Consider the following 20,997-nt stretch of genomic DNA (forward strand, 5'->3'; position numbering starts at 1 on the left):
TTTCGCTTAAGATTTTCTGTTTTGCAGAGCGATAAACAGGATCAGGACGCCGCCCCAGAGAGCCATTGTCAGGTAACTGCTGACGCCCATCAGGTTCAGGCCGCTTTCCAGCATTTGCAGGACGATCAGTGCCAGTACCAGCCCGATGACCCGACCGAAACCGCCGTCGGGGTTAATCCCGCCGAGCACCGAAGCCAGAATAGTCACCAGCAAATACGAGTCGCCGTAGCCTGCTTTCGCCGAGTTAAATTTGGACATCATCAGCAGTGCCGCGCCCCAGCCGAGCAGGGCGGAAAGCACGTACACTGCGATAGTCACTTTGTGGGTGTTGACGCCGCTGAAGCGTGTGGCCTGTTCGTTGGACCCCATCAGATACAGGCTGCGCCCGAGCGTGGTGTGCTCCAGCAAAACCCATAACAGCAGCGCCACCAGCAGGAATAACAGCAGAGCGACCGGAATGCCCAGCAGACTGCCGTTACTGAGATACTGAATCGCCGCCGGGAAGCCGGAAATCACCGCACCGTTGGTCAGCAGAATGTTCAGTCCGGCAATCAGCGTCATGGTGCCGAGCGTTGCCAGAATCGGCGAGACACCGACATACGCAATCAGCGCGCCGTTGAGCACGCCAGTCACCACTGCAACGGCCAGACCGGCGAGCATCGCCAGCACGAAATATTGCGGCTGATCCGGGTGCGCCACCAGAATGGCGGCCATCGCCAGCGAGCAGGCGTTAGCTCCGGCAATCACTGAAAGGTTGATGCCGCCAGTGAGCATGGTGATGCCCATCCCCAGTGCCAGCATGCCCAGAATCGGCAACTGCGAGGAAATCGACTGGAAATTGCCGATGCTGTAAAAACTGCCGCCCAGCGTGAAAGAGAACAACACGGCCACGGCAACGATGATCAGCAACTGCAAACGGATGATGCGGTCGCCGGGGAAGAATCGGTTTAAGGTTGTCATGTCACATCCCCTTTGCCAGTTTGCGTTTTTCATTCCACGCGGTGCTGCTGATGCTGACCAGAATGATCACGCCGCTGAAAACCTGATGCCAGTAAGACGAAATACTCAACAGGGTCAGGCCGTTTTGCAGGAAGGCCAGCAGCATCACACCGAGAATGGTGCCGGTGAGCGAGCCGCGACCGCCGGTCATGCTGGTGCCGCCTAACACCACCGCTGCCAGCACCGTCAGCTCATAACCGAGCAGGGAATTCGGTGCGACAGACTGAGTGATTTGCGCCTGAACCACGGCAGCGATACCCGCCAGTAATCCCATAAATCCGTAGACGTAAAAATGCAATCGCAGGATGTTCAGACCAAGGCGCGACGCGGCGTCACGGTTGCTGCCCATGGCGTAAATCTGACGACCGACGCGGGTGCGGTTCATCAGCACGCCGGTGGCGATGATGACGCCCAGCAGGCTGAGCAACGGCAATGTCAGGCCATAGTCATAACCGTCGGCAGCGGTAAAGGAAAACCAGTTAATGCCGTTCATAAACCAGTCGGGGAAGCCGTACAGCCAGGTGCCGTTGGTCAGGTACACCAGCAACCCGTAGAACAGGTTCAGCGTGGCAATCGTAATGATGATGGCCGGAACGCGCAGCCAGTACACCAGAAAACCGTTGACCAGCCCGAGCAGCAAACCGGTGCCCATCGACATGGCAAACGCCAGCGGGAAACTGCCGCCATGGTGGATGATGTAGCTCGCCATCACGTACTGACCGATGGAGGTCACCGCCGGGAAAGAGATGTCGATGCCACCGGCGATCAGTACCACAAACAGGCCGCAGGCCAGAATGCCGAGAATGGCATAACTGGTGGCGACGTCCGTCAGGTTGCCGAGCGTCATAAATTCCTGGGTGCTGACGCTCAGGCCAATCACCAAAAGCAGCACCAGTAATCCCAGCCAGAATTCGTGCTGAGAAAACAGTTTCGAGAGAGATTTGTTATCCATTGATCGCCTCCGCAATCTGCGCTTCGCTGCTCTGGTGCGGCGCGAATTCCGCCACCAGTTCGCCTTTACGCATCACCAGCACGCGGTGACTGTTGTAATAAGCTTCCGGAATTTCATCGCAAATCATCAGCACCGCCATGCCGGACTCCGCCAGATCGCGGGCGATGCGGTAAATCCCTTCTTTGTTGGCAATATCCACACCGACGGTTGGAGAATCGAGGATCAGGATATGTGGCTGGGTCGCCACCCATTTTGCGATGGCGATACGTTGCGCATTACCGCCGGAAAGCGTCTTTACGGGTAAGCCGCTGTCGGAAACTTTAATGTTCAGGTCACGGATCAGGTCTTTCACCACGGACGCCGCTTTACGGTGATCCATCAATCCGGTGCCGGTGTGCAGCTTGTCGAAAATCGACACCAGCGTGTTGTCGTAAATGGATTGCTCCATGATCAGCCCCTGCGTCAGACGGTCTTCTGACACATAAGCGATACCGTGGTGGATGGCGTCGCGGTTGCTGTGAAATTTAACCGCATTGCCGTTAACGCGGATTTCACCGCTGTCCGGCTGGCTCATGCCAAACAGGCTCAGACATAGCTCGGTGCGCCCCGAACCGAGCAGGCCGATAATTGAAGTGATCTCGCCCTGGCGCAGTGACAGCGAAATATCCTGATACTGGCCTTTGCGGCTCAGATGGCTGACTTCCAGCAGCGGCGTCACGTCGGCGGGCGCGCGGTGCGGCAGATGACTGTAGGTAAAGCGCTGTCCGGTCATCAGGAATGCCAGCTCATTGCTGTCGAGTTCACTGGCCGGATAGGTGCCGACCAGTTTGCCGTCGCGCATCACGCTGATACGGTCGGCAACTTCCATCACCTCATCGAGACGGTGGCTGACAAAAACCACGCAGATGCCCGCAGCTTTCAGCTCATTGACCACCCGCAGCAGGCCGTTTACTTCGGTGCGGGTCAGCGATGCGGTCGGTTCATCCATGATAACCAGGCTGGCGTCAGCGGCGATTGCGCGGCATATTGCCACTAACTGACGGTCTGCGATCGAGAGTTTTTCGACTTTACGGTCCGGATCGAGAGAAACTCCGACCCGTTGCATCGCCGCGACAGCTTTTTTGCGCATTGCCTCGCGATGTACCCAAAAATCACCGCCCGGTAAATAACTGTGAATGGCAATATTTTCGGCAACCGATAAATTCGGGAATAAAGACAAGTCCTGATAAATAACCTGAATACCGTAATAAGAAGAAAGTTGCGGCGTCAGGGTATGAAAGAGTTTTCCGTCGAGCGTAATCGCCGCGCCTTTTTCCGGCTGATACACGCCGGAAATCACTTTAATGATGGTGCTTTTTCCGCAACCATTCTGACCGGCAAGACAATGCACTTCGCCTTTATTCAGCGTCAGGCTGACATTATCCAGCGCTAATACACCGGGGAATTTTTTACTGATTTTTTCGAGGCTGATAAAGGCCTCAGCAGGGGCAGGGGACGTGCTGAGAGTATTCATCGCAATCCTTACAACATACCCTTCATACTTCGTGCTGTGGATGCGTTGCTGCACTCGCTCACCCGAATCACTGACTTATGTAAGCTCATCGGGATTCACTCATTTGCCGCCTTCCCACAACCCGAATTATTTAGGGTTTAAGTTTCAATGTCTGATTAGAAATTCAGATACGGCACTGCAAACATCGCCGTATCTGTTTCTATTTGCCTGGTGTGGCGCTGGAGATAAATGTATCTCCGGTAAATATCCGATAAATAAAAGAATTAAAAAGCTAAATCAGAAGCCGAGTGATTTCGCATTCTCTGGTGTCACTTCCAGAATTTTATTAAAACGAATCACGTGTTTATCCATATCCACATCGGCTTTGCCTAACCCTTCGATGCTCAGGTCTTTGGTCACTTCTTTACCCTGCAACAGCTGGTCGGCGACGGTAACTAAGGCGTAACCGGCATCTTTCGGATCCCACAGCAGCACTTTCTTCACATCACCGCGCATCAGGTATGGCGCAGCCTGAGCAGGCATAGCGATACCGACAACGGCAATTTTGTTTTTCGCACGTTTCTGCTGAACGGCCTGACCGGCACCAATCGGGCCGAGGGAACCGAAACCGATAATCCCTTTCAGATCAGGATAGGTTTTCATTAAATCGAGCGTGGTGGAGTAAGACTTATCGATGTTTTCTGCCACCGGCAGACGTGAAGTCACTTCATGCATATCCGGGTATTTTTCTTTCTGATATTTAATCGCCGCATCTGCCCAGGCGTTATGCAATGGCACGGTCAGGGAACCGACATAAATGGCATAACCGCCTTTGCCGCCCATATCTTTCGCCAGCTCATCCATATTCGCTTGCGCATATTTCTGGCTGTCGATGGTTTCGATATCCCACTGACCAATCTGCTGATCTGGTGATTCATGTGTTAACACCACGATGCCCTGGTCACGCGCTTTTTTCAGCACCGGTTCCAGCACTTTAGCGTCGTTGGGTACCACGATAATGGCGTCGACTTTTTTGGCAATCAGATCTTCAATCACTTTGACCTGCTGGGCAGGATCCGGCGTGGAAGCGCCCACCTGATAGGCGTTAACGTCGAGTTTTTGCGCGGCTTCTTTTACGCCGACTTCCATGCGGGTGAACCAGGGAATGCCGGTGACTTTGGCGACGACAGCGATGTCGTAAGGCTTGGCGGCGAATGACGGTGTTGTGAATAACATGCATGCTGAAACCACACATGCACTGACTAATGCGAGGTTAAATTTCATGTCGGTACCTTTCTTATGATGTTCTGTTCTTGTGTAGGGGAACGGGCAGTGGTCATTTATTCCACATTCAGAGATTAACTTAACGGGAAAGCGCTTTTCGCGTGGTCGTGAACGGAATGTGATCAAAGCCCTTAATTGTTAATGTCTATGGATTTAAATGTAAAAATAAGGTTAATTAAATCCAGCAATTCAACCAGAGTCCGGCTGGGTGGCAGACGTTACCGATAACAATGAAACAAATTTAGATCAAATAATTTACATATAAGACACATTGTAAAATCTATACGCGGATTTTTCAGAAAGGAAGGCGGGGCACTGTTTTTTATTTGCGCAGAGTGTGAACAGCGTCACGGGGAACAGATGCGCCAGAACGGTGCGACATTGCACCTTCATCGGGCGGTGCGCCTGAATCAGCCAGGACCGATACGCGCGGGATCACAATCCTGCATAAAACATTGTGCCCGAAATGAAATTATTTCCCTGCATAGTCATTCTTCATCACCCGTTGCTGCAAAAGGGGATTTTTTCTTTTATTCATTTATTATGCAATTAAAGTGAATAACAGCCGGTATTAAGTGGTTGTTTTTTCTCGATGTCACTTTTTCTATTCACTTTTTCTCTTTGCTGGCATGAAGACTGCACTCTATGATGTGACTGAGTGAGATTATTTATTAACTTTTAAATAACAAACTAATAACCAGAATTCCTGCCGGTATGGGGGGCAGGCTCCTGCACCCTGAATTCAGCCAGTCACTGGCCTTACATTAAGAGGTTTATATGGAACACCAACAGCAACCACAAAACGTCAGCCGCCAGAACTTTGATGACTGGATGGTGCCGGTATATGCCCCTGCGGCGTTTATTCCCGTGCGTGGTGAAGGATCCTGGCTGTGGGATCAGGCGGGCAAAGATTATGTCGACTTTGCGGGCGGCATTGCCGTGAATGCGCTGGGCCATGCGCACCCGGAAATCCGTAAAACACTGCACGAACAGGCGGATAAAGTGTGGCATCTGGGCAATGGTTACACCAACGAACCGGTGTTGCGTCTGGCGAAGCAACTGATCGACGCCACCTTTGCTGACAAAGTCTTTTTCTGTAACTCCGGCGCGGAAGCCAACGAGGCGGCGCTCAAACTGGCCAGGCTGTACGGCAATAAAGCCGGTGGCGAAAAGAACGAAATCATCGCCTTCAAAAACGCCTTCCATGGCCGCACGCTGTTTACCGTAACGACCGGCGGTCAGCCGAAATATTCCGAAGATTTTGCGCCCTTACCGCAGGCGATTACCCATCTGCCGTTTAACGATCTGGCCGCTGTCGCCAGCCATATTTCTTCCCGCACCTGCGCAGTGATTGTTGAGCCCATTCAGGGCGAGGGCGGTGTGGTACCCGCAGATGCCGGATTCCTGCAAGGTCTGCGCGAGTTATGTGACAAGCATCAGGCGGTGCTGATTTTCGATGAAGTGCAGACCGGCGTCGGGCGTACCGGCGAGCTGTATGCCTATCAGCATTACGGCGTGGTGCCGGACATTCTGACCAGTGCCAAGGCGCTGGGCGGCGGTTTCCCGATTGGTGCGATGCTGACCACCGACCGTTATGCCGCGTTATTCCAGCCGGGTACGCACGGCACCACTTATGGCGGTAACCCGCTGGCGACGGCGGTAGCAGGCAAGGTGTTTGAGCTGATTAACACGCCTGAGGTGTTAGCCGGAGTCACTAAACGGCATGACTGGTTTATCGCCGGGCTTAAACGCATTAACGACCGTTATCAGGTATTCAGCGAAGTGCGCGGCCAGGGTTTGCTGATCGGCGCAGTGATGAATGCGCGTTATAAAGATCAGGCCAAACAGCTGAATACGCTGGCGGCGGAAGAAGGGCTGATTGCGCTGATTGCCGGACCTAACGTGCTGCGCTTTGCGCCATCGCTGATCATTCCGGGCGCCGATATTGAAGAAGGGCTGAACCGCCTTGAGCGAGCTGTCGCGCGCCTGTGCGTGTGATTAATTGGGTAAAATGAGGTAGAGCATCATGATGTTGATTAGACCTGTGCGGCCCGGCGATCTCGCCGATATTCTGCAGTTATCAGGCAAAACCGGCATCGGTTTAACGTCTTTGCCCAAGGATGAAGCGCATTTACGCGGGCGCATTGAGCGCTCAGTGGCGACCTGGGAAGGTCGTCTGGATAAAGGCGAACAGGGCTATCTGTTCGTGCTCGAAGACACCGAAAAGAAAAAAGTGGTCGGCGTCAGCGCCATTGAAGTGGCAGTCGGACTCAGTGAGCCGTGGTACAACTTTCGCCTCGGTACACTGGTCCATGCCTCCAAAAGCCTGAACATTTACAAACCGGTGCCGACGTTGTTTCTCAGCAACGATCACACCGGTTATACCGAGCTTTGCACGCTGTTTCTTGATGCGGATTACCGCAACGGTAAAAACGGTCAGCTGCTGGCAAAAGTCCGTTTCCTGTTTCTCGCGGCGTTCCGCGAATACTTTTCGCGCAAGGTGATCGCTGAAATGCGCGGAGTCTCCGACGACAATGGTCATTCACCGTTCTGGGACAGCGTCGGGCGGCACTTCTTTGGTATGGAATTCGCCGAAGCCGATCGTCTGACCGGCATGGGGCAGAAATCCTTTATCGCCGAACTGATGCCGAAACATCCTTTATATACCGAACTGCTCAGTCATGAAGCCCGTGAAGTGATCGGCGAAGTGCATCCGCAAACCGCACCGGCGCGAGCCGTGCTGGAAGGCGAAGGGCTGCGCTACGAGGGTTACGTGGATATTTTCGATGCCGGTCCGACGCTCGAGGGCGAAATCGATCAGTTACGCGCGGTGAAAGAAAGCCGCCTGTTGCCGGTGCGGCTGGCGGAAGAACGCAGCGGTGACGATGAGCCGCTGTATCTGGTCGCTAATGAGCAGTATCAGAACTTCCGTGCCCTGCTGGTTCCGGGAGGTGAAACCCCGGAAAACCTGTCACTTAACGCCGCAGAGGCTGAAATACTCGGCCTGCGCGAAGGCGATACGCTGCGCGCCGTGGCGCTTTTTCCCGGCAGCTCCGTTAATCCCGCAACCCAAATTCTCAAAAAGGAAAGTCTCGCATGATGCAACCTGCACTTTTTATTCAGGGCCAGTGGCGCAGCGGACAAGGCGCGCAGCTTAACAAAACCAATCCGGCGGATAACACGGTGCTGTGGTCGGCGCTGAGCGCCAATGCAGAAGATGTCGAAGCCGCCTGTACGGCAGCGCGCACGGCATTCCCGGCATGGGCGCGTAAAACCGTGGCCGAACGCGCTGAGGTGATTCAACGTTTCGCAGATTTACTGACTGAACACAAAACCCGGCTGGCAGAGATCATCAGCCAGGAAACCAGCAAACCGCGCTGGGAAACGCTGACCGAAATTCAGGCAATGATTGGCAAAGTGGCGATTTCACTGGAAGCTAATCAGCAACGTACCGGCGAAAAATACACCGCTATGCCCGACGGCGAAGCGGTTCTGCGCCACCGGCCACACGGCGTGCTGGCCGTTTTCGGCCCGTATAACTTCCCCGGACATCTGCCGAACGGACATATTGTTCCGGCCTTGCTGGCGGGTAATACGCTGGTGTTCAAACCGAGTGAACTGACGCCGAAAACCGCCGAAGAAACGGTGAAGTTGTGGCAACAGGCCGGGCTGCCGGACGGCGTACTGAATCTGGTACAGGGCGGACGCAGCACCGGCGAGGCACTGGCGGCCTGCGGCAATATTGACGGCCTGCTGTTCACCGGCAGCGCGGGCACCGGTTACCAGTTGCATCGACAACTGGCCGGTCAGCCTGAAAAAATTCTGGCGCTGGAAATGGGCGGCAACAATGCGCTGATTGTCGAGCCGGCAGAAGACATTGATGCGGCGGTTAACCTGACCATTCAGTCGGCCTTTATTTCTGCCGGACAGCGTTGTACCTGTGCGCGCCGCCTGCTGGTGAAAGAGGGCGCGGCGGGTGATGCGTTTATCGCCCGTTTGCTGGATGTGACCATGCAGTTGCGTGTGGGCGGCTGGAATGACGATCCGCAGCCATTTATGGGTGGCGTTATTTCTGACGCCGCGGCTCGCAATATGCTGAAAGCGCAGGACGAACTGCTGGCGCTGGGCGGAAAGCCCTTGCTGTTGCTGACACGTCCGGATCCGCTTAATACCGTGCTGACGCCGGGGATCATCGATCTGACCGGCGTGGCAGGTATTCCTGATGAAGAATACTTTGGTCCTTTACTGAGCATTTACCGCTACAGCGATTTCGATCACGCCATTGCCCTCGCCAATCAGACACGCTTCGGCCTGGCGACCGGACTGATCTCCGCTGAGCGGGATCAGTTTGAGCAGCTATTATTGGAAGCAAGGGCAGGCATTGTTAACTGGAACAAACCGCTGACCGGCGCATCTAGCAACGCGCCTTTCGGTGGCATCGGCGCTTCAGGCAACCACCGTCCAAGTGCTTATTATGCGGCGGATTATTGCGCCTGGCCGATGGCCTCGCTGGAAACAGACAAGCTGGAACTCCCTGCGACGTTGTCGCCTGGTATTGATTTCCGTACAACCTGAGGAGACAGGAATGTCTGGATGTGAAGCAAATTTCGACGGATTAGTCGGGCCAACGCACCATTATGCGGGGCTGTCGTTTGGCAACGAAGCCTCGACCAAAAATCAGAATGCAGTCGCCAATCCGCGTCTGGCGGCGAAACAGGGTCTGCTGAAAATGAAAGCGCTGGCTGACCTGGGTTTTGCGCAAGGGATTTTGCCTCCGCATGAGCGTCCGCATCTGAGCACATTGCGTAAAATGGGTTTTGGTGGCAGTGACCGTGAGGTGCTGACCAAAGCTCAGGCGTATTCGCCACGTTTGCTGTCATCGCTGAGTTCGGCATCTGCCATGTGGGTCGCGAATGCGGCAACCGTTTCGCCTTCGGCGGACAGCGCCGACGGGCGCGTGCATTTCACCGTCGCCAACCTGAACAATAAATTCCACCGCGCGATTGAGGCTGAAACTACATCTGCGATTTTGCGTGCCACATTCCACGCGGATAAATATTTTGCCCATCACGACGCGCTGCCTCAGGTGGCGGCGCTCGGAGACGAGGGCGCGGCCAATCACAACCGTTTATGCGGTGCATACGATAAACCCGGCGTGCAGGTGTTTGTTTATGGCCGTGACGGGCTGGTGAAGGACGGGAATGAACCGGTACGTTATCCGGCACGTCAGACCCGTTTGGCCAGTGACGCCGTGGCGCGTTTACATCAGCTTGACGAAAAGCGAACGGTGTTTATCCAGCAAAATCCGCACGCCATCGACAGCGGCGTTTTTCATAACGACGTAATTTCTGTCAGCAACGCCAACGTGCTTTTCCATCATGAACAGGCGTTTGTGAATTCAGGTAAAGCGCTGGACGAAATCCGCAAAAAAATGGCGGCGCTTGAGCTGGATTTTCAGCCGATTGAAGTGCCGCAATCAAAAGTATCGCTCGATGATGCGGTGGCGACCTATCTGTTTAACAGCCAGTTACTGAGCAAAACGGACGGGAAAATGATGCTGGTGGTGCCGGAAGAGTCTCGCCAGCACGCGGGTGTGTGGGCGTATTTGTCGGCGCTGAAAGACAGCGGCGGGCCCGTCGACCAGATTGAAGTGTTTGATCTGCGGGAAAGTATGCGTAACGGCGGTGGTCCGGCGTGTCTGCGCCTGCGGGTGGCGCTAAATCGCAACGAGCTGAACGCCGTGAACGTGGCCTCTCTGGTGAGCGACAGTCAGTTTACCCGGCTCAATACCTGGGTGGATACGCATTACCGTGACCGGATGCAGGCGAAAGATCTGGCCGATCCGCAGCTTCTGACCGAAGTGCGTACTGCGCTTGACGAACTGACCAATATTCTGGGGCTGGGTGCGATTTATCCGTTCCAGCGCTGAACCTCAAAGGAGTGAGATATGTTTGATTTACTGGCGACGACGCTTTCCGGCGATGCTCTGACAGAGCCTGCCGGACAAACCGAAACGCTGGACTGGCAGTGGCGCGGCGAGGGCATTCTCGAGCTGTCACCGCGTCAGCCCTGCGAAGCAGCTGTGGTCATTTCCGCCGGTATCCACGGCAATGAAACCGCGCCGGTTGAGTTGCTGAATCAGCTGGTCAGCGAGTTGCTTTCAGGCCAACGGCAGCTGCGGGTCAGGTTGCTGGTATTACTGGGCAATCCGCCTTCCATGCGCATTAATAAGCGGTTTGTCGATGCGGACATGAACCGCATGTTCGGCGGGCGTCATGCGCGTTATACGCCGAATGATGAAAGCCGCCGGGCGCAGGAACTCGAACAGGTGATGGCACTGTTTTACCGCAGTGCTGCCGCTGCGGATACCACGCAGCGATACCATTATGATTTGCACACGGCAATCCGCGGATCACAACATGTCCGTTTTGGTTTATTGCCGCTTCAGGCGCGCCCGAAAAGCGAAGCGATGTTGGCGTGGCTTGATGCCGCCGGGCTGGATGCGCTGGTGCATCACCGGTCGCCGGGCGGTACTTTTACGCATTTCAGCAGTGATGTTTTTCAGGCCGACAGCTGCACGCTGGAACTGGGCAAGGCGCTGCCCTTTGGCAGTAACGATCATACGCAATTCACCGGTATCCGCCGCGCGCTGGAAACGCTGGTCAGCGGTGAACCGTTGCCCATCCGTGAAGCCGCCGCGCCGCTGGTGCATTATCGCGTGGTGCAGGATGTGATCCGCTCACAGGAAGATTTTGAGCTGTTTGTCCCGGCAGATGCCCTGAACTTTACGGCGTTCAGCAAAGGTTTTGTTATCGCGCAGGAAAGCGGCAAAACCTACCAGGTCGAAGCAGACCAGGAAGTCGTGCTGTTTCCCAATCCGAATGTTGCATTAGGATTAAGGGCAGGGCTGATGCTAGTGAAGATGTGATTTTTTGCGAGATGTCTTCCTGAATTGTTCATACAGTATTGCAAGTTAGCGACCTTGTGCGTACTTTATGCTCATCTGATTCGGCATGATGTTGAATTCATTGCATGTTTTTGTAACGTGAAAACGTTATAAAAACGGCTCAGGGAGGATCATATGAACATGATGTATGACGAATACGATTGGTTTTAAAAGAAACTGATCTAAATAAGGCGGGGAATCCCGCCTTTTTCATGGATGAAAATCATGAAATTTGACGCGTTAGAACTGCAACTCATCAGCAATATCATTCTGCTTATCGGCGTCTTTGTCGCTATAGGCACGATTGTTTATAACGTCCGTATTGCAAAAAGAACTCAGACAGCTGTTTTTCTTTTTGAAAGTCGAACAGATACCCGCTATGCCCAGTCATTGAAAGTACTGAAAAAGGTACATAGTTCAGGAAAGTCTTTCCGCTCATTTGTATTTCCACCGGAAGCTTCACCGCTTACTGAAGATGAAATCCGTGAGTGTAGTAAGTTCCAATACATCCTTAATTTTTATGAGCGTGTTGCGGTGACCATTCAGAGCGGTATTTATGATGAAGATATGATTAAACGCACTTCTTATTCGACCGTGATCGACACCTGGAACATTGCTGAGCCTTTAATTAAAGCTCTGCGGGAAGAACTGAAATCGGATAATACTTATCAGGAATTTGAATGGCTCGCCGGGCGATGGAGAAATCAGCCACTGAATGCAAAAAGAGGCCGGTTTATCCGCTGAGTACATGATCTTCACCAAAAGAAAAAGGGTCCTGATTTTCATCAGGACCCTTTTTCTTTAATTTGGCGGTGAGAGAGGGGTTCGAACCCTCGATACGATTTCTCGTATACACACTTTCCAGGCGTGCTCCTTCAGCCACTCAGACACCTCACCGTGTTCGTTACAGCGCATACGTTGCAACGGGGCGCTACTATAGGGAGACAGCCGCGAAGGGTCAAGAAAATTTTCGGCGTTTTGTGCCAGCCGCTCAGACTCTATGCAGCATCAGTCTGCTGAATCTCCACTCTGTGAAGCACCTCAATAGTCGTTAACCCTCAGCGCCATTTTCGGGAACTGCTGGCAGGCAGGGAAAGGTATCGTTCAGCCTGTTTTTTATACTCAATCCGCGTCCCTTCCTAACAATTATTTTAAATCAGGATACAGCGGAAATGACTTCAACCTCATCACCTGCCTTTGAAAACTCGTCAGAAATGTCGAAAGTTGTCTTTGGAATGCCCGTCAAACTTTTCTGGGGTTATATCGCCATTGCTATATTTATGACCGGCGATGGCGTCGAACTGGCCTTTTTATCGAAATACATCATTGATATCGGATTTAACGTTTCGCAAAGCGCAATGGTATTCACCGTTTATGCCATCACTGCCGCCATTGCCAGCTGGCTGTCCGGTGGCATCAGCGAGATTTACGGCCCGCGCAAAATTATGGCGCTGGGCGTAGTCTGGTGGGTCGTGTTCCATGTGCTGTTTATCCACTTCGGACTCGCTGCCAAAAACTATCCACTGATTCTGGTGTTCTATGCGCTGCGCGGTTTCGCCTATCCGCTGTTCTTCTACGCGTTCTATGTGCTGGTAGTGCAAAGAACACCTTCACACAGGCTGGCGTCGGCGACGGGATGGATCTGGTCGATGTTCACCATCGGTTACGGCATCATTGCGTCGTTTCTTCCGAGCGTGACCATTCCATTGTGGGGGTTCCTCACCACGTTGTGGATGTCACTGGCATGGGTGATTGTCGGGGGCGCAATTGCGTTGTTAACGCTGAAAGAACTGCCCTCGCAAAATAAAACGGCGATGCCGGGCGCGGCGAAACTGCTGGAAATCAGCCGTGGTGTTACCCTGATATTTGCCAACAGAGATATTTGTCTGGCGCTGATTATCCGCATTCTCTGTAACCTCGCGTTGTTTGGATTTCCTATCTTTATGCCGCTGCACTACACCTCACAAAACGTCGGTTTTACCCCTGAGCAATGGATGCGCATCTGGGGAATATTTTTCCTGGTTCAGCCGGTGACCAATGTGCTGTGGGGGATTATCGGTGACCGTATTGGCTGGCTGTTCCAGATGCGCTGGGTTGGCTTCTTCGGTTGCACTATCACTACTCTGCTGTTTTATTTCATGCCTTTATATTTCCCGGCAAATCTTGGTATGGCCATTTTCTTCGGGCTGCTGCTGGCCTTCACGATTACCTCTTTTGTGCCGATGGGCGCGATTTTCCCGATGCTGGCACCTGAGCATAAAGGCGCGGCGATCTCCGTGCAGAATCTCGGCGGTGGTATCGGCAATTTCATTGGTCCGGCTATCGCTACGGTGCTGTTCAGTGCCTCGTTCGATATCAAAACGGTGGTGATCTGCTACTCGGCGCTCTATTTCATCGGCGGTGTTCTGACCTGGTTTATCCGCAATCCACAGCCCGCACGGGTTCCGGTAAAGACAGAAACGGACCTGACCTCTCTCTCACTGAAGGAAGAAAAATGAACATCAACGAATTTTTTGGCATCAAAGGCAAAATTGCCGTCGTGACAGGGGCATCGGCAGGGATCGGACTGGCGATCACTGAACTGATGATCCAGCTCGGCGCAACCGTCGTGATGGTGGATAAGGATCCACAGGTTGTCGTGCAGGCGGAAAGAATGACCGGCGACGGGTTCGGTATCGCGGCTGACTTGTCGGACATTGCCGCCATTCCCGCGCTAATTGAGCAGGTTATCGGCCGTTACGGACGGATTGATATTCTGGTGAACAACGCCGGAATAGGCATTCTCGAAGCGGCTTCTGAGGTGAAAAAAGAGAGCTGGGATGCCACATTGTTAGTGAATCTTACCGCACCCTATTTTCTTTCGCAGGCTGCCGGAAAATACATGATTGCTCAGCAATACGGGCGCATTGTGAATATCGCTTCACAGGCGAGTGTTATTGCGCTGGAGAATCATGCGGCGTATTGCACCAGCAAGGCCGGTCTGGTGATCGCGTCAAAAGTGCTGGCGGCGGAGTGGGGGCAATTTGGCATTACCGTTAATACGATTTCACCGACGGTGGTGGAAACGGAATTAGGTAAACGCTACTGGCAGGGTGAAAGAGCAGTGGCCATGACGGCAAAAATTCCCGCCGGTCGATTTGCGATGCCGGATGAAATTGCCGGCGCGGTAGCCTATCTGGTCAGCGATAAAGCCGGGATGATCACCGGCGAAAATCTTATCGTCGACGGCGGCTATACGATTATCTGAGTTGCCTGTACGGATTGTCTGAAGCAAAAAAAAGGTCCTGATTTTCATCAGGACCTTTTTTCTTTAATGTGGTGGAGAGAGAGGGGTTCGAACCCTCGATACGATTGCTCATATACACACTTTCCAGGCGTGCTCCTTCAGCCACTCAGACACCTCTCCAGTCGTCGGCTGCACCGCAGTGCTGCTGACCGGCGCTAATGTAGGGAAAAGTGAGCTCAGCGTCAACCCTCTTTTGCAGGATCCGTGCCGATTAGACAAACTTAGAGCAATCTGATGATTTACAGAGCAAAAAGCGCGTGAAGGATGAACAACGGTTATCTGGTTGCCGGACGTGATTAAAATTGCTTATCAGAATGCATAAGTAATTAGGGATTTTGCATAAAAGCACAATTATCCCGCAAACACTTTTTGTTACGGCGAAATAGCAAGATATGTTGTGGTAATCGCTGGTGGTAGCGGTATAACAATGCACTGTTAAAAAATGCTTCGCATAAGAACTGTACAAGTCACCGATTGAAGCAGAGTTTGTTTACCACATAAGGGCAGGGGTTATTCTTGAGTCAGTCAAATAACGCGACGACGTCGCAACACCGGACGGCAATACCTGCCGGGGCGGGCACATTATTCTTCGTTCAGACATTCGCGACGCTCGGCTTTGCGGTGCTGTATTCCACGCTGGTGTTATACGCCACCAAGAAACTCGGTTTCAGTGAAGATAACGCCAACGCCATCATGGGCGTGTTCGGCGCATTCAACTACGGGCTGCATATGTTCGGCGGCTATCTTGGCGGACGTTATCTCAGCAACCGTAATCTGTTCGTGCTCGGCATGGTGTTACAGGTGTTTGGTTGCGCGCTGATTGCGATGGAAGGCGTGACGGGGTTGTACTGGGGGCTGGCGATGTTCCTGACCGGCAGCGGGCTGAACGTTACCTGTCTGAACATGATGCTGACACAGCGCTTTGCACCAGATGATGACCGTCGCGAATCGGCCTTCCTCTGGAACTACGCCGGGATGAACCTCGGCTTCTTTATTGGTTTCGCAGTGGCAGGTTATTTCCAGCTGAGTGAAAACTATCGCGCGCTGTTCCTGTTTGCCACACTGGGTAATGTGGCGGCGATTGTCGTGACACTTTCCCGCTGGTCAATTCTGGCTGACATCAGTACACCGCTCAAAGAGGTCAGCCGCAGTCAGTGGTTGCGCCGGCTGGCGGTGGGTATTGCCATTCTGATCGTGCTGGTGCCGGTGATCCGTATGTTGCTGACTCATGCAGAATTCAGCAGTTACTTCGTGGTGGCGCTGGGTATTGTGATTTTCGCGCTAATGACGCTGGTCACATTCCGCCATCGTAATGCCGGTGAGCGTCGCCGCATGAAAGCCTATCTGCTGCTGGCGCTGGGCTCACTGGTGTTCTGGATGTTGTATCAGCTTGCGCCGATGGGGCTGATGCTGTTCTCCGAAAATAACATCAACCTGAATGTGTACGGTATCCGCGTGGCGCCGCAGTGGATCCAGAACATTAATACCGTGGTGATCGTCATCGGCGGGCCGCTGATGGCGCTGTGGTTTAACCGTCTGCGTCAGCGCGGCTGGAACATTGATATTCCGGCGCAGTTTTCGGCTTCCTTGTTCTGTATGGGGTTGGGGATGCTGGTTCTGCCGTTGGGTATTCATCTGGCGGGCGGCGACGGGCTGGTGGCGTTCAAATGGATTGCCATCAGCTATGTATTGCAAAGTATCGGTGAACTGCTGATTTCCCCTATCGGTTACGCGATGATCGGCAAACTGGCGCCGCCGCGTTATCAGGGCGTGATGATGGGCTGCTGGATGATGGTGACCGGCGTGGCGTCGGTGCTGGCAAGCTACATTTCCGGACTGATGCCGCAAAATGCCGGCAGTACGCCGGTATTGACTAATCCGGGATACAGTCAGGTGTTTAACGCACTGGGCTGGGGTTCTGTTGCGACAGGTGTTGTGCTGCTCATTCTTATTCCGCTGCTGCGCCGGATGATCCACCGCGAGCCTTCTGTGGCCTGATTTTTGTCATCACAGCACATCATTTAACAAGCCCCGTTCTTCGGGGCTTGTTCTTTTTTGCGTCACAGGGTTGCATCCCGATGATATTCAGGGAAATCTATCCGCTCACAGGAGGTTTCCCCGATGAACATTATTTTTTACCACCCTACATCTGATGCAAAACCCTGGATTGACGGAATAACGAAAAGATTACCGCAGGCCAACGTGCGCGCGTGGAATGCTAATGATCATGAACCGGCAGATTACGCCCTGGTCTGGCGACCGCCTTACGCTATGCTCGCGCCGCGCACTGCGCTAAAAGGAATTTTCGCGCTGGGGGCGGGCGTCGATGCCATTCTCACGCAGGAACAGCGTCAGCCGGGCACATTGCCTGCCGGTGTGCCATTACTGCGCCTGGAAGATACCGGCATGGCATTACAGATGCAGGAATATGCGCTCGCCAGCGTCCTGCGTTATTTCCGGCGGATGGACGAGTATCAGCTGTTCCAGCAACAAAAACAGTGGCGTCCGCTTTCGCCGCATTCCCGCAGTGAATTCACCATCGGTATTCTCGGTGCCGGCGTACTCGGCAGCAGCGTGGCGCAGGCGCTGGTGGATATGCAGTTTACCGTGCGCAGCTGGAGCCGCAGCGCCAAGTCGCAGGAAGGCGTACAGAGTTTCTATGGCGACGATCAACTGGCGACTTTTGCCAGTGGCTGCAAGGTGCTGATTAATCTGTTGCCAAATACGCCACACACCGCCGGTATTCTCAATCATCAACTGTTCACAAATCTTTCGCATAATGCGTATCTGATTAACCTTGGCCGGGGCGGACATCTGGTGGAAGGCGATTTGCTGCGAGCGCTCGACAGCGGACAAATAGCGGCTGCCGCGCTTGACGTTTTCGTCGAAGAGCCGCTGCCGGGTATGCACCCGTTCTGGTCGCATCCGCGCGTGAGTATTACGCCGCACGTCGCTGCTGATACGCTGCCGGAAGAAGCCATGGACAGCATCGTCAGCAATATTCTGGCGATAGAAGCGGGGCGCGAGCCTAAAGGACGCGTCGATCTCGGTCGGGGTTACTGACATTCATCTGCTAACATTATAAATGCTGCGGTTATTTCGCCGCAGCGGAAGACTTCAAGGAGAGCACATGCCGTACCCGGTTGATTTACATATGCATACTGTTGCCAGCACACACGCCTACAGCACGTTACATGATTACATTGATGAGGCAGCGGAAAAGGGCATTAAGCTGTTTGCCATCACCGATCATGGCCCTGATATGGCCGATGCACCGCACTACTGGCACTTTATGAATATGCGGGTCTGGCCGCGTCTGGTGAACGGAATCGGCATCCTGCGCGGCATTGAATCGAATATCAAAAACATCAACGGTGATATCGACTGTACCGGCCCGATGCTCAAAGAAATTGACGTCATTATTGCTGGTTTCCATGAGCCGGTGATGCAACCGGTTGATAAAGAAACCCATACTGCGGCGGTCATTGCGGCAATGGCGGGCGGTGAAGTGCATATTATTTCGCATCCCGGTAACCCGAAATACCCGATTGATATTCCGGCCGTGGCAGCCGCTGCCGCGAAATATAACGTCGCGCTGGAGCTGAATAACTCCTCATTTATTCATTCCCGCGTGGGCAGCGAGCCTAACTGCCGCGCTATTGCGCTGGCAGTCAAAGAAGCCGGTGGCTGGCTGGCGCTGGGATCAGATTCGCACATTGCTTACTCGCTGGGCGGTTTTGAACATTGCGAACGTATCCTGCGTGAAATTGATTTCCCTGAGGACCGTATCCTTAACGTCAGCCCGCGTCGTTTTCTCGATTTTCTTGAAACACGTGGACGTGCGCCCATTGCTGAATTAAGCGAACTGTGACATTGTCGCGACCAAATTGCGGGTGATTAACCCTTTTCATTGTCTTATCAGGTTACTGTTATGAATGAATTTTCGATTGTCTGCCGCGTGCTGGGCACCTTGTTTTACCGTCAGCCGCAGGATCCGTTACTGGTTCCGCTGTTTGGTCTGATTCAGGACGGCAAGCTGCGCGAACACTGGCCGCTGGAACAGGATGCTTTACTGGTCCGTTTGCAGGAAAGCGCCAATCCTGAAGCACTGGCCGCTGAATTTAACCGTCTTTTTGTCGGCTCAGAATGCGCGGTTTCGCCGTTCCGCAGCGATTATGTTGACGGTGCAAATGAAATGGATGTGCGTACATTCCTGCAACAGCGCGGAATGCCTTTGGGGGAAACGCCTGCCGATCATTTTGGCGGTATGTTGCTGGCGGCTTCCTGGCTGGAAGATCAATCGAAGGAAGATGAAGTCAGCGCGCAGATCACGCTGTTCGATGAATACCTGTTCCCGTGGTGCGGCAAATTCCTCGGTAAAGTCGAAGCCCATGCCACCAGCGGCTTCTACCGCACACTGTCTGAAATCAGTCGTGAAGCCTTGCAGGCGATGCGTGACGAACTCGAAGAACAGTTGCCGCCGGATCTGGACGACGCTGAAGAAGACGACCAGTAATCCGGACGACTGAACGTAAAAAAGCCCGGCGGTGAGCAATCACTGGACTGCACCCCAAAAGTTGGACACCCAACTGAGTAAGGTGCAGTTTTTTATGGCGAAGCCAAAATATACCCTCGAAACCAGAATGGCTGTGGTCAGCCATTACCTCTACGGCAATGACGGGACACAACGGACCGCAGAACGTTTTGGTGTCGAAAGAACATCCGTTCGTCGCTGGGTCAGAGCCTGGCAATTACACGGTATTGATGGCATTACCTGGAAAAATGACCGCCATTCTCCGGCATTCCGGATTGCTGTTGTCCGGACTGTTCTCGGTGAAGAACTTTCAATGCGCGAAGCTGCCGCACGGTTTAATATCTCAAACGAGACCGTCGTCCGGCACTGGGTTAATGTCTATAAAGACGCTGGTGAGAATGGACTTCTGAGCATAAAACCCGGCCGGAGAAAAGGCATGACAAAACCCAAAAAAGCATCCCCACTTACCGATGAGGCGCTGGAAAAGTTATCTCCCGAAGAGCTGCGGGCTGAGCTCCGTTACCTGCGTGCAGAGAATGCCTACCTAAAAAAGCTAAAGGCCTTAGTTCAAAGCGAGAAAAACGGCAAAAAGCCGCAATAATCAGTGAGCTAAGGCGTAATTATGCGCTTAGTGACCTTCTGCGTGCAGCGGGGATGTCCCGCAGTACGTGGTATCACAATATGAACGCGCTGAAGCGAGTGGACAGGCATGCCGGACTGAAAGACAAAATCAGAGAGATATACCACCATCATAAAGGGCGTTATGGTTACCGCAGGATCACGCTCTCACTGAGAAAGCAGGGGCTGCTGGTGAACCATAAAACAGTACAGCGGCTGATGGCAGAGGTGTCGCTCCGGTCGCTTATCAGGGTGAAGAAATATCGCGCCTGGAAAGGGGAAGCGGGCAAGGCAGCCTCCAACATCCTGAGTCGGGACTTCAGTGCATCAAAAGCCAACGAAAAGTGGGTTACGGATGTTACAGAGTTCTCGATACAGGGTAAAAAGTTGTACCTGTCACCGGTTCTCGATCTTTTTAACCGGGAAATCATCTCATACAGCCTGTCGGAAAGACCGGTGATGGAAATGGTGAATACCATGCTGCGTGATGCGTTCGCAAAGCTCAGTCCAGAAGATGCCCCGTTGTTGCACTCGGATCAGGGTTGGCAGTATCGAATGGCAGCCTATCAGGCAAAATTAAAGGCAGAGGGCATAACGCAAAGTATGTCGCGTAAAGGAAACTGCCTGGATAATGCTGTAATGGAGAACTTCTTCGGTACGCTGAAATCGGAGTGTTTTTACCTGAGCCAGTTCGGGAGTCTCAGGGAACTGAGGGAGGCGATAGAGGGATATATCCATTACTACAACAACGAAAGAATAAGCCTGAAATTAAAAGGCCTGAGTCCGGTAGAATACCGAACCCAGGCCCTGAAAGCCGCTTAACATGAACTGTCCAACTTTATGGGGTCAGTCCACACGCCGGGCTTTTTATTATTGGTTTACGCAG

The 20,997-nt window shown here is 53.2% G+C and carries 17 protein-coding genes and 2 tRNA genes; 13 read left to right on the forward strand and 6 right to left on the reverse strand.

Annotated elements, in window-relative coordinates; genetic code table 11:
* Positions 1-6: 6 nt before the first annotated feature.
* The 4 genes from CKQ54_RS12365 to CKQ54_RS12380 form a co-directional block, all read right to left on the reverse strand.
* Positions 7-960, reverse strand: a complete 954-nt coding sequence (locus CKQ54_RS12365; RefSeq protein ID WP_120161863.1) for an ABC transporter permease — start codon at positions 958-960, stop codon at positions 7-9.
* Position 961: 1 nt separating this feature from the next.
* The gene (locus tag CKQ54_RS12370; RefSeq protein WP_120161864.1) at positions 962-1,951 is read right to left on the reverse strand and encodes an ABC transporter permease; all 990 of its coding nucleotides are present in this window, start codon (positions 1,949-1,951) and stop codon (positions 962-964) included.
* Positions 1,944-3,464, reverse strand: coding sequence for a sugar ABC transporter ATP-binding protein (locus CKQ54_RS12375; protein WP_120161865.1), 1,521 nt, complete (start codon positions 3,462-3,464; stop codon positions 1,944-1,946). The genes CKQ54_RS12370 and CKQ54_RS12375 overlap by 8 nt, the downstream gene beginning before the upstream one ends.
* 276 nt (positions 3,465-3,740) lie before the next feature.
* A complete protein-coding gene (locus tag CKQ54_RS12380; RefSeq protein ID WP_112288262.1) occupies positions 3,741-4,727 on the reverse strand; it encodes an autoinducer 2 ABC transporter substrate-binding protein in 987 nt (328 codons plus the stop codon).
* Between the two features lie 777 nt (positions 4,728-5,504).
* On the opposite strand from CKQ54_RS12380, the gene CKQ54_RS12385 reads away from it, so the two are divergent.
* The 6 genes from CKQ54_RS12385 (at position 5,505) to CKQ54_RS12410 (ending at position 12,417) form a co-directional block, all read left to right on the forward strand.
* Positions 5,505-6,725, forward strand: coding sequence for an aspartate aminotransferase family protein (locus tag CKQ54_RS12385; protein ID WP_120161866.1), 1,221 nt, complete (start codon positions 5,505-5,507; stop codon positions 6,723-6,725).
* A 28-nt stretch (positions 6,726-6,753) separates the two neighbouring features.
* The gene (gene astA / locus CKQ54_RS12390; protein WP_120161867.1) at positions 6,754-7,827 is read left to right on the forward strand and encodes an arginine N-succinyltransferase; all 1,074 of its coding nucleotides are present in this window, start codon (positions 6,754-6,756) and stop codon (positions 7,825-7,827) included.
* Positions 7,824-9,302 (forward strand): succinylglutamate-semialdehyde dehydrogenase, encoded by a 1,479-nt coding sequence (gene astD, locus CKQ54_RS12395; protein WP_120161868.1) that lies wholly within the window; start codon positions 7,824-7,826, stop codon positions 9,300-9,302. The genes astA and astD overlap by 4 nt, the downstream gene beginning before the upstream one ends.
* A gap of 10 nt (positions 9,303-9,312) precedes the next feature.
* Positions 9,313-10,656, forward strand: coding sequence for an N-succinylarginine dihydrolase (gene astB / locus CKQ54_RS12400; RefSeq protein ID WP_120161869.1), 1,344 nt, complete (start codon positions 9,313-9,315; stop codon positions 10,654-10,656).
* A gap of 18 nt (positions 10,657-10,674) precedes the next feature.
* Positions 10,675-11,655 (forward strand): succinylglutamate desuccinylase, encoded by a 981-nt coding sequence (astE, locus tag CKQ54_RS12405; RefSeq protein ID WP_120161870.1) that lies wholly within the window; start codon positions 10,675-10,677, stop codon positions 11,653-11,655.
* 243 nt (positions 11,656-11,898) lie between these two features.
* Complete coding sequence (locus tag CKQ54_RS12410; protein ID WP_120161884.1) at positions 11,899-12,417, forward strand: DUF4760 domain-containing protein; 519 nt, start codon at positions 11,899-11,901, stop codon at positions 12,415-12,417.
* A 63-nt stretch (positions 12,418-12,480) separates the two neighbouring features.
* Here CKQ54_RS12410 and CKQ54_RS12415 read toward each other — a convergent pair.
* Positions 12,481-12,570, reverse strand: a tRNA-Ser gene (locus tag CKQ54_RS12415).
* A gap of 275 nt (positions 12,571-12,845) precedes the next feature.
* On the opposite strand from CKQ54_RS12415, the gene CKQ54_RS12420 reads away from it, so the two are divergent.
* Positions 12,846-14,171 (forward strand): MFS transporter, encoded by a 1,326-nt coding sequence (locus tag CKQ54_RS12420; RefSeq protein WP_120161871.1) that lies wholly within the window; start codon positions 12,846-12,848, stop codon positions 14,169-14,171.
* The gene (locus tag CKQ54_RS12425; protein ID WP_120161872.1) at positions 14,168-14,920 is read left to right on the forward strand and encodes a GolD/DthD family dehydrogenase; all 753 of its coding nucleotides are present in this window, start codon (positions 14,168-14,170) and stop codon (positions 14,918-14,920) included. The genes CKQ54_RS12420 and CKQ54_RS12425 overlap by 4 nt, the downstream gene beginning before the upstream one ends.
* A 69-nt stretch (positions 14,921-14,989) precedes the next feature.
* On the opposite strand, the gene CKQ54_RS12430 is transcribed toward CKQ54_RS12425, so the two are convergent.
* Positions 14,990-15,079, reverse strand: a tRNA-Ser gene (locus tag CKQ54_RS12430).
* A 396-nt stretch (positions 15,080-15,475) separates the two neighbouring features.
* Between CKQ54_RS12430 and CKQ54_RS12435 the strand changes: the two genes are divergently transcribed.
* The 5 genes from CKQ54_RS12435 (at position 15,476) to CKQ54_RS12460 (ending at position 20,933) form a co-directional block, all read left to right on the forward strand.
* Complete coding sequence (locus tag CKQ54_RS12435; RefSeq protein WP_120161873.1) at positions 15,476-16,957, forward strand: peptide MFS transporter; 1,482 nt, start codon at positions 15,476-15,478, stop codon at positions 16,955-16,957.
* A gap of 123 nt (positions 16,958-17,080) precedes the next feature.
* The gene (gene ghrA, locus CKQ54_RS12440; RefSeq protein ID WP_120161874.1) at positions 17,081-18,022 is read left to right on the forward strand and encodes a glyoxylate/hydroxypyruvate reductase GhrA; all 942 of its coding nucleotides are present in this window, start codon (positions 17,081-17,083) and stop codon (positions 18,020-18,022) included.
* Between the two features lie 67 nt (positions 18,023-18,089).
* A complete protein-coding gene (locus tag CKQ54_RS12445; protein WP_120161875.1) occupies positions 18,090-18,830 on the forward strand; it encodes a phosphatase in 741 nt (246 codons plus the stop codon).
* Between the two features lie 60 nt (positions 18,831-18,890).
* A complete protein-coding gene (locus CKQ54_RS12450) occupies positions 18,891-19,475 on the forward strand; it encodes a TorD/DmsD family molecular chaperone (RefSeq protein WP_120161876.1) in 585 nt (194 codons plus the stop codon).
* Between the two features lie 94 nt (positions 19,476-19,569).
* Positions 19,570-20,933 (forward strand): IS3 family transposase gene (locus CKQ54_RS12460; RefSeq protein ID WP_120349677.1). Its coding sequence is split into 2 segments (ribosomal slippage): positions 19,570-20,059 and positions 20,059-20,933, totalling 1,365 coding nucleotides; the frame shifts between segments, so codons are not numbered across the junction.
* The last annotated feature ends 64 nt before the right edge of the window (positions 20,934-20,997 follow it).

The sequence above is a fragment of the Rahnella variigena genome (assembly GCF_003610915.1).
Lineage (GTDB): Bacteria > Pseudomonadota > Gammaproteobacteria > Enterobacterales > Enterobacteriaceae > Rahnella > Rahnella variigena.

Excerpts from the sequence above, each read along its gene's own strand:
- CKQ54_RS12365 (WP_120161863.1), bottom strand. The coding sequence starts at position 960 with ATGACAACCTTAAACCGATTCTTCCCCGGCGACCGCATCATCCGTTTG.
- CKQ54_RS12370 (WP_120161864.1), bottom strand. The coding sequence starts at position 1,951 with ATGGATAACAAATCTCTCTCGAAACTGTTTTCTCAGCACGAATTCTGG.
- CKQ54_RS12375 (WP_120161865.1), bottom strand. The coding sequence starts at position 3,464 with ATGAATACTCTCAGCACGTCCCCTGCCCCTGCTGAGGCCTTTATCAGC.
- CKQ54_RS12380 (WP_112288262.1), bottom strand. The coding sequence starts at position 4,727 with ATGAAATTTAACCTCGCATTAGTCAGTGCATGTGTGGTTTCAGCATGC.
- CKQ54_RS12385 (WP_120161866.1), top strand. The coding sequence starts at position 5,505 with ATGGAACACCAACAGCAACCACAAAACGTCAGCCGCCAGAACTTTGAT.
- astA (WP_120161867.1), top strand. The coding sequence starts at position 6,754 with ATGATGTTGATTAGACCTGTGCGGCCCGGCGATCTCGCCGATATTCTG.
- astD (WP_120161868.1), top strand. The coding sequence starts at position 7,824 with ATGATGCAACCTGCACTTTTTATTCAGGGCCAGTGGCGCAGCGGACAA.
- astB (WP_120161869.1), top strand. The coding sequence starts at position 9,313 with ATGTCTGGATGTGAAGCAAATTTCGACGGATTAGTCGGGCCAACGCAC.
- astE (WP_120161870.1), top strand. The coding sequence starts at position 10,675 with ATGTTTGATTTACTGGCGACGACGCTTTCCGGCGATGCTCTGACAGAG.
- CKQ54_RS12410 (WP_120161884.1), top strand. The coding sequence starts at position 11,899 with ATGAAATTTGACGCGTTAGAACTGCAACTCATCAGCAATATCATTCTG.
- CKQ54_RS12420 (WP_120161871.1), top strand. The coding sequence starts at position 12,846 with ATGACTTCAACCTCATCACCTGCCTTTGAAAACTCGTCAGAAATGTCG.
- CKQ54_RS12425 (WP_120161872.1), top strand. The coding sequence starts at position 14,168 with ATGAACATCAACGAATTTTTTGGCATCAAAGGCAAAATTGCCGTCGTG.
- ghrA (WP_120161874.1), top strand. The coding sequence starts at position 17,081 with ATGAACATTATTTTTTACCACCCTACATCTGATGCAAAACCCTGGATT.
- CKQ54_RS12445 (WP_120161875.1), top strand. The coding sequence starts at position 18,090 with ATGCCGTACCCGGTTGATTTACATATGCATACTGTTGCCAGCACACAC.
- CKQ54_RS12450 (WP_120161876.1), top strand. The coding sequence starts at position 18,891 with ATGAATGAATTTTCGATTGTCTGCCGCGTGCTGGGCACCTTGTTTTAC.